Annotated in this window: 12 protein-coding genes and 1 tRNA gene; 11 read left to right on the forward strand and 2 right to left on the reverse strand. The window is 65.1% G+C overall.

The window, feature by feature from the left end; genetic code table 11:
* The first annotated feature begins 96 nt into the window (after positions 1-96).
* The 8 genes from obgE (at position 97) to rplA (ending at position 6,829) form a co-directional block, all read left to right on the forward strand.
* The gene (gene obgE / locus J3T93_RS00120) at positions 97-1,776 is read left to right on the forward strand and encodes a GTPase ObgE (protein WP_267430095.1); all 1,680 of its coding nucleotides are present in this window, start codon (positions 97-99) and stop codon (positions 1,774-1,776) included.
* Positions 1,773-2,915, forward strand: a complete 1,143-nt coding sequence (proB, locus tag J3T93_RS00125; RefSeq protein WP_267430096.1) for a glutamate 5-kinase — start codon at positions 1,773-1,775, stop codon at positions 2,913-2,915. The genes obgE and proB overlap by 4 nt, the downstream gene beginning before the upstream one ends.
* A 43-nt stretch (positions 2,916-2,958) precedes the next feature.
* On the forward strand, positions 2,959-4,167 hold the full coding sequence (locus J3T93_RS00130; protein WP_267430586.1) for a pyridoxal phosphate-dependent aminotransferase: 1,209 nt from the start codon (positions 2,959-2,961) through the stop codon (positions 4,165-4,167).
* A gap of 120 nt (positions 4,168-4,287) precedes the next feature.
* Positions 4,288-4,363 (forward strand) — tRNA-Trp (locus tag J3T93_RS00135).
* Between the two features lie 44 nt (positions 4,364-4,407).
* Positions 4,408-4,632 carry a preprotein translocase subunit SecE gene (gene secE, locus J3T93_RS00140; RefSeq protein ID WP_029678149.1) on the forward strand — a complete coding sequence of 75 codons (225 nt, stop codon included), beginning with the start codon at positions 4,408-4,410 and terminating at the stop codon, positions 4,630-4,632.
* Positions 4,633-4,662: 30 nt separating this feature from the next.
* Entirely contained in the window at positions 4,663-5,505 is an 843-nt protein-coding gene (gene nusG / locus J3T93_RS00145) for a transcription termination/antitermination protein NusG (protein ID WP_267430097.1), read from the forward strand.
* Between the two features lie 138 nt (positions 5,506-5,643).
* Positions 5,644-6,075: a 50S ribosomal protein L11 gene (rplK, locus tag J3T93_RS00150; RefSeq protein WP_015022451.1), complete on the forward strand. Its 432-nt coding sequence runs from the start codon at positions 5,644-5,646 to the stop codon at positions 6,073-6,075.
* A gap of 64 nt (positions 6,076-6,139) precedes the next feature.
* Positions 6,140-6,829 (forward strand): 50S ribosomal protein L1, encoded by a 690-nt coding sequence (gene rplA / locus J3T93_RS00155; RefSeq protein ID WP_029678147.1) that lies wholly within the window; start codon positions 6,140-6,142, stop codon positions 6,827-6,829.
* Between the two features lie 90 nt (positions 6,830-6,919).
* On the opposite strand, the gene J3T93_RS00160 is transcribed toward rplA, so the two are convergent.
* Together J3T93_RS00160 and J3T93_RS00165 are read right to left on the reverse strand one after the other, a co-directional pair.
* Complete coding sequence (locus J3T93_RS00160; RefSeq protein WP_267430098.1) at positions 6,920-8,152, reverse strand: PucR family transcriptional regulator; 1,233 nt, start codon at positions 8,150-8,152, stop codon at positions 6,920-6,922.
* Entirely contained in the window at positions 8,149-10,041 is a 1,893-nt protein-coding gene (locus J3T93_RS00165) for a DUF6020 family protein (RefSeq protein WP_267430099.1), read from the reverse strand. Before J3T93_RS00165 ends, J3T93_RS00160 begins: the two co-directional genes overlap by 4 nt.
* A 177-nt stretch (positions 10,042-10,218) precedes the next feature.
* On the opposite strand from J3T93_RS00165, the gene J3T93_RS00170 reads away from it, so the two are divergent.
* The 3 genes from J3T93_RS00170 (at position 10,219) to J3T93_RS00180 (ending at position 14,793) form a co-directional block, all read left to right on the forward strand.
* On the forward strand, positions 10,219-11,325 hold the full coding sequence (locus J3T93_RS00170; protein ID WP_267430100.1) for a biotin--[acetyl-CoA-carboxylase] ligase: 1,107 nt from the start codon (positions 10,219-10,221) through the stop codon (positions 11,323-11,325).
* A 64-nt stretch (positions 11,326-11,389) separates the two neighbouring features.
* Entirely contained in the window at positions 11,390-13,225 is a 1,836-nt protein-coding gene (locus J3T93_RS00175) for an acetyl/propionyl/methylcrotonyl-CoA carboxylase subunit alpha (protein WP_267430101.1), read from the forward strand.
* A complete protein-coding gene (locus J3T93_RS00180; protein ID WP_267430102.1) occupies positions 13,222-14,793 on the forward strand; it encodes an acyl-CoA carboxylase subunit beta in 1,572 nt (523 codons plus the stop codon). The genes J3T93_RS00175 and J3T93_RS00180 overlap by 4 nt, the downstream gene beginning before the upstream one ends.
* Positions 14,794-14,803: the final 10 nt, after the last annotated feature.

A 14,803-nucleotide genomic window follows, 5' to 3' on the forward strand; every position in this document is an offset into this window, starting at 1 on the left:
TGCCATAGGGGTGGCCTTTTGCATAATGTATGGGGATGCCGGGCATTCAGCTCTCAGGGGCCGCATGTCAGACAGGATTGAGTACCATGGGCCCCTATGAGTGCATTTGTGGATCAGGTCACCGTCCATGTCAAGGGTGGCGACGGCGGCAATGGGGCGTCCTCCATCCGCCGCGAGAAGTACAAGCCCCTGGCCGGGCCCGATGGTGGCGACGGCGGTCAGGGCGGCTCGGTCATTTTTCAGGCCGACGCCAACGCCACCAGCCTGCTGGACTACCGCTTCCTGCCGCACCGCCAGGCTGAATCGGGCACCATGGGTCTGGGCGGCGACAAGGACGGCAGCCGCGGCCAGGATCTGATTCTGCCAGTGCCGGTGGGCACTGTGGTCTTCACCGCCAAGGGAGGCCAAGGTCAGCGCAAGCAGCCGGGCGAGCGCCTGGCTGACCTGGCTCATGTGGGGGACCGGTTCGTAGCGGCCCAGGGTGGCGTGGGCGGATTGGGCAACCGCTCCCTGGCCACCAAGGCCAGGCGGGCTCCCGGCTTCGCGCTGCTGGGAGATCCCGGGCAGGAACGCGACCTGGTGCTGGAACTCAAATCCATCGCCGACGTGGCCCTGGTGGGTTTCCCCAGCGCAGGCAAGTCCAGCCTGGTGGCGGCCATGAGCGCGGCCAGGCCCAAGATCGCCGACTACCCGTTTACTACTCTGGTGCCCAACCTGGGCGTGGTCCAGGCAGGGGAGGGCCGCTTTACCATGGCCGACGTGCCAGGGCTGATTCCGGGGGCCTCCCAGGGCAAGGGCCTGGGGCTGGAGTTCCTGAGGCACATCGAGCGCACCGAGATCATCGCCCACGTCATCGATTGCGCCACCCTGGAGCCTGATCGGGACCCCATGAGCGACTATCGGGCCCTGGAGGAGGAGCTTTCCCGCTATGCCGACCGCCTGGAGCTTCCGCTGGGGGTCATCCCCATGGCCGAACGGCCCAGGGTGATCATCCTCAACAAGGCCGACCTGCCGGAGGCTCGCGAATTGGCCGAATTCGTGCGTCCTGACTTCGAGGCTCTGGGTCTCAAGGTCTTCATAGTCTCCACAGCCTCGCATCAGGGGCTCAAGGAACTAGGGTACTACCTGGCTGGTCTGGTGGATCGCCTGCGCAGGCAGCTGCGTGAGCAAGAGGAGGCCAGGCATGAGGAGCGCGTGGTCATCCGCCCCCTGGAGCGTCGGCGCAGGAATGCCGACCAGTCCGGGGACTTCACTCTTGAGCGGCATCAGACCCGGTCCGGACAGACCTGGTTCAGGGTCTGCGGAGCCAAGCCCGAGCGCTGGGTTCGCCAGACCAACTTTGACAACGAGGAGGCCGTGGGCTATTTGGCTGACTGCCTGGCTCGGATGGGCGTGGAGGATGCCCTGTGCAAGGCCGGAGCCAGACCTGGGGACGAGGTGCGCATCGGTCCGGGCGACGATGCGGTGGCCTTCGACTGGGATCCGAGTGTGGCGGCCGGCGCCGAAATGCTGGATGGCACCCCCCAGGTGGCCCGGGGCCGTGACCTGCGTCTGGAGGAGAGCCAGGGGCTCAACCGCCGCCGCACCAACAGCGAACGCCGTCGCCAGTACCACCAGATGATGGACGCCCGACAGGCGGTGCGTCAGGTCATGGAGCAAGAGCGGCGCCAGGGGCACTGGGCCGACCCCTCCGTGGACGACGATCCCCACGACAGGCAGGGCCTGCTAGGGCGCGGAGAAGCGGAAGCCGCCGGTTCGGAGGAGGCTGGGCAATGACCGGAGGGGAGGGATCCGACGAGGCCGCGGTCCGTTCCCGGGTGGCCCAGGCCCGCACCATGGTGGTCAAGGTAGGATCCAGCTCCCTGACCGATCTCCATGGGCACCTGGACCTTGGCCGCCTGCGTTCGGTGGTGGGCGCCCTGGCCTCTGCGGCCGTCAACGGCGCTCGCCTGGTCTTGGTCACCTCCGGGGCCATCGCAGCTGGTTTCGGCGCCCTGGGATTCGATGAGCGCCCTGGTGACGTGGCCACCCAGCAGGCTACGGCCTCGGTGGGCCAGGGTCTGCTCATGGCCCAGTACGAGATAGCCTTCGCCCGCTATGGCCTGCGTGTTGGCCAGATTCTGATCACCGCCCGTGACACCACTCATGCTGTCCAGTACCGCAACGCCCGACGCACCCTCTGCCGTCTGCTGGATCTGGGGGCCATCCCCATCGTCAACGAGAACGATGCCCTGGCCAGCAACGAGATTCGCTTCGGCGACAACGACCACCTTTCGGCCTTGATCGCCAACATCGTCAGTGCCGATGCCCTGGTCCTGCTGACTGACGTGGATGCCCTCTACACTGAACCCCCATCCAGGACAGGGGCGCGCAGGATCGGTTTCGTGCCCGATGTGGCAGCGATCAAGGACCAGGTGGATGCTCAGGGGTCCGTCTCCGGGCTGGGGACCGGGGGCATGTCCACCAAGCTGGAGGCGGCCCGCATTGCTGCGGCCTCCGGCATGCCCGTGGTCCTGACCTGCGCCGACCTCGCAGGCCCTGCCCTGGCCGGCGACCAGGTGGGCACCCTCTTCGCCCCCATCCATCCCCGGGGCTCTTTGCATCGGCTCTGGATCAAGTTCGCCTCCCGTCCCCGAGGCGGCTATTTGGTGGATCAGGGGGCTGTCAAAGCCCTGCGCGGCGGCCGGGCCAGCCTGCTGGCAGCTGGCGCCAGATCGGTCCAGGGCGAGTTTTCGGCCGGGGATCCTGTCTGGATCCACGATGCGTCTGGTCGCCAGGTGGCCAAGGGCCTGTCCGGCTACGATTCCGAGGAGGCCCAGGACATGCTGGGCCTAAACACCAAGGAGCTCCGCCGCCGACTGGGCGCCCACTATGCCCATCCGCTGGTGCATCGGGACTCTCTGGTCCTGGTCTGAGCACAGCCCTGGGGGTGCCAGGCAGTATCATAGCAATATGACTATGGCGCAATGGCAGACCCTGAGCAGACGCATAGATGCAGTGGCCCCCAGTGCCACTCTGGCCGTGGATTCAAAAGCCAAGGCCATGAAGGCCCAAGGCATGAATGTGATCAGCTTCGGCGCCGGCGAGCCCAACTTTCCCACGCCTGACCATATCGTGCAGGCGGCGGCCCGCGCCTGTCTGGATCCGCGAAATCACCGCTATACGCCCACAGCAGGCCTGCCCCAGCTCAGACAGGCCATCGCCGACAAGACCATGCGCGACTCGGGCTATCAAATCGACCCGGATCAGGTGGTGGTCACCAACGGCGGCAAGCAGGCCGTCTACGAGACCTTCCAGATCCTCTTGAACCCCGGCGATGAGGTCATCATTCCCGCACCCTACTGGACCAGCTATCCCCAGATGGTTCTGCTCGCTGGCGGTCGGCCGGTTCCGGTGCTCAGTGGAGCCGACCAGGGCTATATCCCCAGCCTGGAGCAGCTGGAGGCGGCCCGAACCGAGCGTACACGTGCCATCGTTCTCAACCTGCCTGCCAATCCTACCGGAGCGGTCTGGGACGACGACCTGGTGGCCGCCGTGGACCGCTGGGCCATGGAGAACCAGATCTGGGTGATCAGTGACGAAATCTATGAGCATCTGACCTACCAGGGGGCGAGCACCCCCTATCCGGGCGCTCTGGTGCCCCAGGTGCGCGATCAGCTGATCGCGGTCAACGGTGTGGCCAAGACCTATGCCATGACCGGCTGGCGGGTAGGCTGGCTGGTTGCACCCCTGCAAGTGGCCCAGGCGGCTGCCAAGCTTCAGGGGCATATGACCTCCAACGTGGCCAACGTATCCCAGCAGGCGGCCCTGGCAGCTCTGACCGGTGGCCTGAAAGACGTTGAGGCCATGCGGTCGGCCTTCGCCCTGCGTCGGCGGGCTATCGTGGATGCCCTGAACGCTATGGAAGGGGTGACCTGCCCAGAACCCCTGGGCGCCTTCTACGCCTTTGCTGACGTGACTGCCCTGCTGAATAGGCCGGTGGGTCCGGAAGGCACGGTCTGCTCTACTTCGGGTGAGCTGGCCGAGACCATCCTGGAGCAGATTCAGGTGGCGGCCGTGCCCGGTGAGGCCTTCGGCGCGCCCGGCTGCCTGCGCTTTTCCTATGCTCTGGCCGACGATGATCTGGCCGAGGGCATGCGGCGCCTTGGGGACTGGGTCAGCGCCTGATCCGGCTTCTGGGCAAAATGCTCTCGGGGCAACACGGTTGGACGCAATCCAACCTTTAGGCTAGACTTGCGATTTGGCGGTTTTTCCTCCCTGCCGAGTAGGCTGGTGGGAAGTTCCGATAGGGAAGTGGCGCAATTGGTAGCGCAACGGTCTCCAAAACCGTAGGTTGTGGGTTCGAGTCCCGCCTTCCCTGCCAAGGCTTGCAACAGATGATGCAGAACAAACGAAGGACGGATGACCATGGCACAGAAGGATGGGGCTGAGGAAGCCAAGCCGAACTTCTTCATGCGTATCGGGCTCTTCATCAAGCAGGTCATCGATGAGATCCGCAAGGTCGTGACCCCTACGGGCAAGGAACTGGTGGGCTGGTCCGTGGCCGTCTTCATCTTTGTGTTGCTGCTGATGGTCTTTGTGACCGTGATGGACTTCGGGCTGGGCAAACTGGCCTTCCTGATATTTGGCTGAGCCGTGACAAGGTAGAAGGTGGAGTGATCCATGAGTGATGATCTGACCAGAGAGGGATTGGACCCCGATCAGGCCGCAGAGCCGGTCCCGTCGGCGTCCGACGATGTCCCCACGCAGGAGGATGCCCAGGTCCAGGATCAGCCTCTCGGGTCCCCTTCTGAACAGGCTGAGCAGGACAGCACACCAGCTGAGCCTGCCCAGGCCGGGGCCACCCCGGTCGATTCTTCCGACTCCGACGACCAGATCGACCAGGAGGACCCCGGTCAGCGTGCCGTGGACGAGTTCTCCAAGAAGCTGCGCACTCTTGAGGGCAAGTGGTACGTTCTGCATACCTACTCAGGCTACGAGAAGCGCGTCAAGGCCAATGTGGAGTCCCGCGTGGCCTCCTTCGGTCTGGAGGACAAGGTCTTCCAGGTGGAGATCCCCATGGAAGAGGTCGAGAAGCACACCGACAAGGGCAAGAAGGTCGTCACCCGTGTGCGTGTGCCTGGCTATGTGCTGATTCGCATGTGGCCCGACGAGAACGCCCGCCGCATCATTCGCGACACCGAGGGCGTCACCGGGTTCGTCGGCCCCAGCAAGGAGCCGGCTCCGCTGACCCGCAAGGAGGTCGTCCAGATGATGGCTCCCATGATCGCCTCCGAGGCGCTGAAGGCCGCTGGGGACAAGCCTGAGGCCGCCAAGAAGCGCACGGTGGAGGTCTCCTATGCCGTTGGCGATCAGGTCACTGTCACCGAAGGGCCCTTCGCTACCATGGCCGCCGTGGTTTCCGATGTGGAGCCCACCACGCAGAAGTTGACCGTTCTGGTCTCCATCTTCGGCAGGGACACTCCTGTGGAGCTGGGCTTCGACCAGGTCGAGAAGATCGTCTGAGCGCCGTCGGCCGGTCCCCGGTCGATGCGATAATCGTCAAGCTTGTGCCCCCCTGTGGAGCGCATTTGGAAAGAACAGGTTGCGGGAGGGGACCTATGGTCTCCGACATCACCGCTTCGTAGAAAGAAGAACCAGCATATGGCTGCAAAGAAGAAAGTCACCGCGCTGATCAAGGTGCAGATAGAGGCCGGCAAGGCCAACCCCGCGCCCCCTCTGGGCCCGGCACTGGGTTCCCACGGCGTGAACATCATGGACTTCTGCAAGCAGTACAACGATGCCACCAAGGACAAGATGGGCCAGGTCATTCCCTGCATCATCACCGTCTACGAGGATCGTTCCTTCACCTTCATCACCAAGACTCCGCCGGCAGCCGATCTGCTGCGCAAGGCGGCCGGTGTCTCCAAGGGTGCCGGCAACCCGCTGACCACCAAGGTGGGATCCGTCACCAAGGCTCAGGTCCGCGAGATCGCCCAGACCAAGATGGAGGATCTGTCGGCCCGCGACGTCGAGGCCGGGATGAAGATCATCGAAGGCACCGCCCGTTCCATGGGCATCACCGTCACCGACTGAATTTTTTGTTGTGAGCGGTAGGGCATACGCTTGCCCGCACCGCGACTGCTGATAGGAGAAGCAGATGACCAAGCGTTCCAAGAAGTACCGCGAGGCGGCCGAGAAGGTCGATCGCACCAACCTGTACACCCCTGAGGAGGGCATCGCCCTGCTCAAGAGCATGCCCAAGCGCGGGTTTGACGAGACCGTAGAGGCCGTCTACCGTCTGAACGTGGATCCCCGTAAGGCCGACCAGCTGGTCCGCGGCACCGTCAGCCTGCCCAACGGCACCGGCAAGACCGTGCGCGTCCTGGTCTTCGCTCGTGGTCCCCAGGCGACTGCAGCCGCCGAGGCCGGAGCCGACGAGGTGGGCGACGACGAGTTGGTGACTAGGGTCGCCGGCGGCTACCTGGACTTCGATGCCGTGGTGGCTACCCCCGACATGATGGGCAAGGTCGGCCGTCTGGGCCGCGTGCTGGGTCCCCGTGGCCTCATGCCCAACCCCAAGACCGGCACCGTGACCATGGATGTGGCCAAGGCGGTCACCGAGATCAAGGCTGGACGTATCGAGTTCCGTGTGGATAAGAACGGCAACCTGAGCTTCCCCGTGGGCAAGGTCTCCTTTGAGCAGCAGGCTCTGGAGGAGAACTTCCACGCGGTCGATGAGGAGATCAAGCGCCTGAAGCCGGCCACGGTGAAGGGCCGCTACATCACCAAGGCCACCGTCACCACCACCATGGGTCCGGGCGTTCCCCTGGACATCGCGGTGCTCTGAGCCGGTTCTGCTGTAAGCTTCCAGGGCGGGAGACCTCCGGGTCCCCGCCCTTTTTATATCTTGGTCTGGCGACAGTCGGTCGGGCAGCAGTCAGTCGGCGCGCGGATGCGATCTGCGGATTCTGCCGATGATCAGGGCCGCCTGGAGGACGAAGGATTCCCGTGGGTCCATGGCGTCCCAGCCGGTCACCTCCACGCAGCGCCTGAGCCGGTAGCGCACGGTGTTGGGATGGATGCCCAGCTTCTTTGCGGTGAGCTCCAGCGAGTTGCCAGAGCGCAGGAAGGTGAGCAGGGTGATCGGCAGAGGCCCGTCTGGATCCTGTCCGGCCAGGCTCAGATAGACTTCCTGGTAAAGCTGGTCGGCAGCGTCTGTGTCCCCGTTGAGGGCTCGTTCGGGCAGCAGGTCGTCGGCGTGCAGCGGCCTGGGCAGGGCGGCGGTGATGGGGTCGGCCACTGCCGGTGCCGCCGCGTGCGTGCTCAGGGCGGCTCGGATGGAGGCTCCCGCACCGGAGATCCCATGGCCCAGGGGCCCCATGCAGACAGCTGACTGGTCGGCGAAGAAGCGCAGGATGGACGCGCAGAAGTCGGTCGGTGTGCCCGAGCGGTTGGGGTCGATCAGGACCACCATGAGCCCCTCGCTCTCGCCCACCAGAGCCCTGCCGCCTTGACGGGCCACCGTGGTGTGTATCGGCTGGCGTGCGTTCTCCATGCCCTGTCCCTCATCGTTGCACCGGGCCTCGCCAGCGACGGCGAAGCAGTCGAATTCGGTCGGCCAGCCCAGCCGGGCCAAATCGTCAACAGTGCGTGTGTCCGCCGCTTTCTCAGTCACATGCCGGATGATCCTGGACTCCGTTGCGGCATTGCGTCCGTTCCTTGCCTCGGCCAGATCGGCGTAGAGAGCGGCTGCTGAGGTGGCGGCATGACGGGTGTAGACCAGCGTGGACCGCTCCCCCTCGGCACCCATGGTCCGGCCGGCCTCCTCAAGCATGTCCAGAATGAGTCGGGTCAGCTCCATGGCCCGGTGCGAGCCCAGGCTCCGGGAGAGCTCGGCTGGTACGGGGGAGGGGATTTCGCTGCCTTCTGTGCCTGGGGTGTCAAGTCGGGAGAGCAGGTCGTCCAGAGCTGTTCGTATGGCCCCCTCCAAGGTTCTGCGGCCATCGGCGGGCAGGGACCTGGCCCAGGGCAGCGCCTCCTCCAGATGGTCTAGTGTCTTCCGCAGAATCTGCTCCACGGCGGCATCGGAGGCGTCAGGTGCCTGGTGACCTTGCTGCGCTTCTGCAGGGTCGTCGTCCTGCGGCCTGGACCGCTTCGACTGGCCGATCATGTCGGCCGGTCCATCGGGTTTTCGACGCGGGCACGACGGCTCTGCCGGACCATGTCCAGGATCAGGAAGGGCACCACCATGTCCACCGGCAGCATGTGCCGTTCGAAGTTGTTGGCGGGGGCAGTGATCATGACCCCCATGACCAACAGAAGGGGGAACCAGCACAGGGCCCCGCGCCAGCGGCCGGCAGCCAGACGGGCCATGATCAGCAGCAGGGCGGCCACCACCCAGAAGTTGGCCCGTGCCACCAGGCCCAGCAGGGGGGTGTCGGCCCAGGTTCTGACGAATCCGGTCACCCCGTTGCGCCAGTTGTGGCACCAGGCCGCCAGCCAGGAGCCCGAATTCTGCACGTAGCCGTTGTTCAGATAGTAGGACATGGCCACGTAGGCAGGGTCGCCGGGGTCGAAGTAGCCGTAGGACTCGGCCATGAAGGCATCCAAGTAAATCAACGGGTTGCGCAGTCCCACCTGAAGCCAGGCTCGGTTCAGCCGGGACAACTGCTCGGGCGTGACGGTCCTCCAGCGATAGACGATCAGTTTGGGCTGGTTGCCTGAGGACTTGACCCGGTCGGCCTCCCAGGGGGTGTATTGGATGGCGGCATTATCCAGGTCCATGATGGGCTCAAGGTCGGCCCTTGCCTGGGCCGGAACCCCTCGGGGGTTGAGCTTGGCCACCCGGGCGATTTGCTGCAGCTGGATGCTGCGGCTTTCTACAGGGTCACCCTGGATGACTGTCCCTGTGGCCGTCAGGGACCCGGTCACCCCTGTGAACAGGACCAGGGGCAGCAGGAGTCCTATTAGGATGGTGGCCCACTGGCGGCGGTGGATGATCAGGGCCAGGACCAGCTGGGCCAGAATGATGTAGAGGGCGTACTTGGCGCTGATCAGCATAATCAGGGTGCTCAAGGCGAGGCCGGGCCGCAACCGGGCCGCTTGGCTGGTATGGAGTGGCGAGTTCTTGCCTCCTGACTCCAGCTGGTGCCAGATGCCGAACCACCAGATGAAGGCGAAGGCGAAGAGGGGGGACTTGGTCAGGCTGAAGGTGCTGAAGACCACGAAGGGGGAGAAGAGGAAGAAGAGCATGACCAGGGTGCGGGCCAGGGCACCGACATATTCAGTTTTGTCGCCGCGCAGGAAGCGATCGGCTGTGACGGCGCAGCAGAAGGCCGCGAAGACAACCTGCAGCCCTGCCAGGAGCACGATGCCCGCATCATAGGATCCGGTCAAATGGTTGGAGGCCATGATGGTCATTCCGTAGAACAAGGTCAGCACCATGTTGTGCTGGTCGGTCAGGAAGGCGGGGTGCCCTGGCCACAGGTAGTGGCCGATGGGATAGACGTCCATCTGGGTGAAGGCATTGCCGCCGTAGGGGGGCTGATCGCCCTGCAGCTGGGCCAGGAAGTTGGCGCATTCCTGGGTCTGCGCGTACAGGTCGGCCCCGTAGGCGGCCAGCAGGGTAAGGAAGGCCCAGGCCCAGCCCAGCAGGAGCAGACGCATGATGGGTCGCCAGCCGCTGGTTTGTCTGGTGATGAAGGCCGCGTAGGCACGCATCCGCGGGCGCTGTGCCAGGGCGGTCAAGCGCTGTGGCATCCGGGGGGGTTCGCAACCCAGCAAAATCCGGCGGCAGGCCAGGACCAGGATCAGGCAGACGGCCAGGGTCCCCAGCATGATCAGCACCTGGGGCAGGCCCACCTGTGTCAGCGAACCCTGCTGACGGTAGAGGGGGCCCAGACCGGTGCAGCAGGCAATCCAGAGGCAGGCCAGCTGGGCCAGGACCAGGCCGACGGTCCGGGATGCACGGGAACCAGGCCTTCCGGTCTTCAGGGCTGACGTCTGTACAGGTTGTTCGCCCGCCTCTCTCGGTTGCGCCCTTCCGCTGTCTGCGCTCAAAAGAACCCCTTTCGCGGGTCATGCCTGGTGTATGGCTTCCCCATTTTATCCAGTGCCCGCCCGAGGATGCGCTCAGGGCTGTCCAGGGATCTCCTGTGAAAAGATACAAAAACCGGCCGTCGCTTTTGTGGGTGGTTCGCTATCGGGGCTGACCCCTTGTGCCGTATAGTGGAACGCGTGCCTCATCAGAATATCAAGTGGCAGCCATCGGCATCGCTGGACAGTGGCGTACTCTCCTCGATCGTGGTGCTCGACACCGTTGATTCGACCAATACGCTCGTGGCTCATGCTCTGGAAGCCTCGACGTATTCGGATGCGCGCGACCGGGTCGAGCGGCTGTTTGGGGGCGGTGAATCGACAACGAGCACGGAGACCGTGAAGGGACTGGCCTCTGGCACAAGGGGAAAAGCCGAAGTTACGCCTCGAAAAAATGCCCGTCAGGGTGTTTCTACGACTGCACGGTACGAGGGAAGAGTCGCAAGTAAAGGTATTCGGCGATGGCCGGGCGCCGGGGGGAGCACCATGCCGCTGAGCGTAGCGGTTGCCGATGCGCAGTCCCGGTGCCGCGGTCGTCTTGCCCGAACCTGGGCCAATCAGCCACGACGCTCCTTGCTGGCCACTTGGGCCTTGCCGCTGCCCACCAGCCTGCTGGCTGGACCCTTTGGCGGATGGATGCCCATGGTGGCGGGGTTAGCTGCTCTGGAAGGCCTGCAGGACGTGCTTGAGTACCACCGTTGCCTGCTGGCTGACGGTGGCGACCCTGAAGAGGTCCTGATGCTCAAGTGGCCCAACGATCTGTTCTGCCGCGGGGCCAAGCTGGGAGGCATCCTCTGTGAGCTGGTCCGGGTTGATCAAGACTGGTCGGCCCTGGCTGTCGGCGTTGGCATCAACCTGTTCCTGCCTCGGCAGGCGCTGCCTATTGTGGAGTCCACCTCCCTGCAGCTCCACTACCAAGACCTGCCCGATTACCAGACCCTGCGCGACGACCTGGTCGACGCCATCAGCTGGCGCCTGAGCGGGGAGATGGCCCCCCTCGGCGTTGACGGGTCGCTGGACAGGTCCTTGAACGGGCCCCAGGGGCTGCGCTCGCGGATTGCCACGCTCAGCTGGACATTGGGCAGGTGGGTCAGGGTCGTTCCCGTGGCCGGTGAGCCCGTGGAAGGCCGTGCCCTGGAGATCAATCCGGACGCCTCCCTGCGTGTGCGGTTGCCCGACGGCAGCCGAGTTGACGTGTCCACCGCCGACGTGGGCGTCCTGCCTGAAGTGGCCGCTGTGGGTTCCTAATCCCCAGCCTGTTCATGTTTTCCGCCAGTCCAATCACCCTTGTGCAACCAGTGAGGAGAGGGGAATGAAAAAACTGCTGATCGCCAACCGCGGCGAGATAGCCCTGCGGGTTGTGCGCAGCGCCCAGGAGATGGGCATCGCCACTGTGGCCGTCTACGCCGACCAGGATCGTGATGCCCCCTATGCCCAGATGGCGGACGAGGCCTACCTCTTGCCTGGGGACACCAACATGGAGACCTATCTGAACGAGGATCTGATCGTCTCCATCGCCCGCCGGGCCGGCGTTGATGCCCTCCACCCGGGCTACGGCTTCCTGTCCGAGTTCTCCTCCTTCGCGCGGAAGGTGATTGAGGCGGGCATCACCTGGGTGGGGCCGGATCCGGAGGTCCTGGACGAGTTGGGTGACAAGATCACCGCCTGCAAGGTGGCCGAGCGGGCCCGGGTGCCCGTGGTGCCGGGCCTGAGCGAGCCCGTCACCGACATGCGTCCCCTGCTGGACTTCGCCGACGAGCATGGCTATCCGGTCATGATGAAGAAGGCTGACGGCGGCGGCGGCCGAGGGATCACCCTGATCAACGACAGCGATGAGCTGCGCACCTTCTACATGAACCATGATGCCATTCAGGGCGGCGACCTGGGCGACTACTTCATCGAGAAGTTCGTGGACCGGGCCCGGCACGTGGAGACCCAATCCGGCAGGGACAGCCACGGCCAGTTCACCGTCTACTCCACCAGGGACTGCTCGGTCCAGCGACGCAACCAGAAGCTGGTGGAGGAGGCCCCGGCCCCCTTCCTGTCCGACGACGTGATCGCCCAGCTGGAGGGATTCTCCCGCCGCCTGTTCGACACGGTGGGCTACGTGGGCTTGGGCACATGCGAGTTTCTGGTCACACCCAGAGACGACGTCTACTTCATGGAGGTCAACCCCCGGCTGCAGGTGGAACATACGGTCAGCGAGCAGGTCTGCGGGCTGGACCTGGTCCGCGAGCAGCTGCGGATCGCTGACGGCGGCTCCCTGAACGTGGCGCCTCCGCCCCGCGGCCACAGCTTCGAGCTGCGCATCACCAGCGAGGATCCGGCCACCAACCTGACCCCCAGCTCAGGGACCATCGAGTCGATTCAGTGGCCCTCCGGCCCCGGCATCCGCGTGGATTCGGGCGTCGAGGTGGGCGACACGGTCTCACCTAGGGACGACTCCATGATGGGCAAGCTGATCGTGACCGCCCAGGACCGTCCGGCGGCTGTGGCCAGGGTTCGTCGGGCCCTGCGCGAGATGAGCATCAGCGGGGTTCCCACCCCGGCCGGCCTCTTCCAGAAGATCTTCACCAATCCTGAGTTCACTGCCGAGGATGGGCACTCCTTCGATGTGTCCACCAAGTGGCTGGAACGGGTCTACCTGAACGTGGAGCCTGCCTCCAACGGCAGCGGCCAGCCCGCCTCGGTCTCCAGCGCCTCCGCCCAGGAACAGGACCGGGACAGCGATCCCATGGAGACCTACAACGTGGAGATCGACGACAAGCGGGTCAAGCTTTCCCTGCCCCAGTCACTGCTGGGAGGCATGGGTGGAGTCGGCGGCCACGGCGGCATTTCCAGGCCCAGGCAGCCCCTGCGAGGGCGCGGGCTGCGAGATCAGGAGCCTTGCGCACCCCGGCAGGACGCAGCCCGGTCCGGCGTTATAGTGGCCACCATGCAGGCGGTGGTCACCCGCATCAACGTGGCCCCCGACCAGGAGGTGGACAAGGGCGACCTGTTGGTGGTGCTGGAGTCCATGAAGATGGAGAACTACGTCTATGCCCCGGCCAAGGGCCGCGTGAAGGCCATCGATGTGTCCGTGGCCCAGGGGGTGGATCCGGGCCAGACCCTGGTCACCCTGGATCTGGGAGGGGAGGATCAGGCATGAGCGCCACCGAATCCACCTTGGGCTCCCAGCCGGTGCGCCAGGGCATCCATCGGGCCGCCGCCCTGGCCAAACAGGCTGAGGAGCACGCCCGCGACCGTCAGCATGCCAGGGGCAAGCAGACTGCCCGGGAACGCCTGGACCTGCTCTTCGATAAGGACACCTTCGAGGAGGTGGGCCGCTTCGCCGGCGGTGACATCGCCGGGGATCGAGCGGGCTCCGCAGTCATCACCGGTTTCGGCCTGGTCTACGGGCGCAAGGTCGGCGTCTACGCTCAGGACTTCTCTGTTCAGGGCGGCACCCTGGGCCGGGCCGAGGGCGAGAAGATCTGCCGGCTCATGGATATGGCCCTGAGGATCAAGGTCCCCATCGTGGCCATGATCGACTCGGGAGGCGCCCGCATCCAGGAGGGTGTGGCCGCTCTGACCCAGTACGGCCACATCTTCCGCAAGACCTGCCAGGCCAGCGGATTCGTCCCGCAGATCTCCCTGATCCTGGGGCCCTGTGCCGGCGGTGCCGTCTACTGCCCGGCCCTGACCGATTTGATCATCATGACCAAGGAGAACTCGGACATGTTCGTCACCGGTCCCGACGTGGTCAAGGCTGCCACCGGCGAGACCATCAGCATGGACCAGCTGGGCGGAGGCTACGTGCACAACACCCGTTCCGGCGTGGCCCACTACCTGGGTGAGGACGAGGCCGACGCCATCGACTACGCCCGGACCGTGCTGGCCTACCTGCCTTCCAACAGCGCACAGGAGCCTCCCCGGTACGCCTTCATCTCCGGCCATGCCGAGCGCCAGGCCGCCAAACGTTTGGCCACGGTCATCCCTGAGAACGACCGGCAGCCCTACGATGTGCTGGACGTCATCCACGCCATCGTCGATTACGGCGAGCTGGTCCAGGTCCAGGAGCTCTACGCCAGGTCCGTCGTGGTGGGCTTCGCCTGCCTGGAGGGCCGGCCGGTGGGGATCGTGGCCAACCAGCCCATGGTGGACGCGGGCAGCCTGGATGCGGAATCCTCTGAGAAGCTGGCCCGTTTCGTCCGACTCTGCGACGCCTTCAACCTGCCGGTCATCACCCTGGTGGACACCCCTGGCTACAAGCCGGGCTCGGACCAGGAGCACGCCGGCATCATCCGTCGTGGGGCCAAGGTCATCTATTCCTACGCCAACGCCCAGGTGCCCATGGTCACCATTGTGCTACGCAAGGCCTTCGGCGGCTCCTACATCGTCATGGGCTCCAAGACCATCGGCGCGGATCTCAACTACGCCTGGCCCTCCTCGCAGATCGCAGTGCTGGGAGCCCAGGGAGCGGTCAACATCATCCACCGGCGCGACCTGCAGGAGGCCAAGGAGGCCGGCCGGGACGTGGATGAGCTGCGCAGCCGGCTGGCCCAGGAGTACGAAACCAGCACCGTCAACGCCAACCTCTCCCTGGAGATGGGCGAGCTGGACGGCATGATCGACCCGGAGCAGACCAGACCGGTCCTGATCCAGGCCATGGACCTCCTGGCAGACAAGCAGCGCGTCAGGGTCAACGGCAAGCACCACGGCAATCAGCCTCTGTGATCTTCCTCGT

It is taken from the genome of Bifidobacterium sp. B4111 (assembly GCF_026537235.1).
Lineage (GTDB): Bacteria > Actinomycetota > Actinomycetes > Actinomycetales > Bifidobacteriaceae > Bombiscardovia.

Excerpts from the sequence above, each read along its gene's own strand:
- proB (WP_267430096.1), top strand. The coding sequence starts at position 1,773 with ATGACCGGAGGGGAGGGATCCGACGAGGCCGCGGTCCGTTCCCGGGTG.
- nusG (WP_267430097.1), top strand. The coding sequence starts at position 4,663 with ATGAGTGATGATCTGACCAGAGAGGGATTGGACCCCGATCAGGCCGCA.
- J3T93_RS00130 (WP_267430586.1), top strand. The coding sequence starts at position 2,959 with ATGGCGCAATGGCAGACCCTGAGCAGACGCATAGATGCAGTGGCCCCC.
- obgE (WP_267430095.1), top strand. The coding sequence starts at position 97 with ATGAGTGCATTTGTGGATCAGGTCACCGTCCATGTCAAGGGTGGCGAC.
- J3T93_RS00175 (WP_267430101.1), top strand. The coding sequence starts at position 11,390 with ATGAAAAAACTGCTGATCGCCAACCGCGGCGAGATAGCCCTGCGGGTT.
- J3T93_RS00180 (WP_267430102.1), top strand. The coding sequence starts at position 13,222 with ATGAGCGCCACCGAATCCACCTTGGGCTCCCAGCCGGTGCGCCAGGGC.
- J3T93_RS00160 (WP_267430098.1), bottom strand. The coding sequence starts at position 8,152 with ATGATCGGCCAGTCGAAGCGGTCCAGGCCGCAGGACGACGACCCTGCA.
- rplA (WP_029678147.1), top strand. The coding sequence starts at position 6,140 with ATGACCAAGCGTTCCAAGAAGTACCGCGAGGCGGCCGAGAAGGTCGAT.
- secE (WP_029678149.1), top strand. The coding sequence starts at position 4,408 with ATGGCACAGAAGGATGGGGCTGAGGAAGCCAAGCCGAACTTCTTCATG.
- rplK (WP_015022451.1), top strand. The coding sequence starts at position 5,644 with ATGGCTGCAAAGAAGAAAGTCACCGCGCTGATCAAGGTGCAGATAGAG.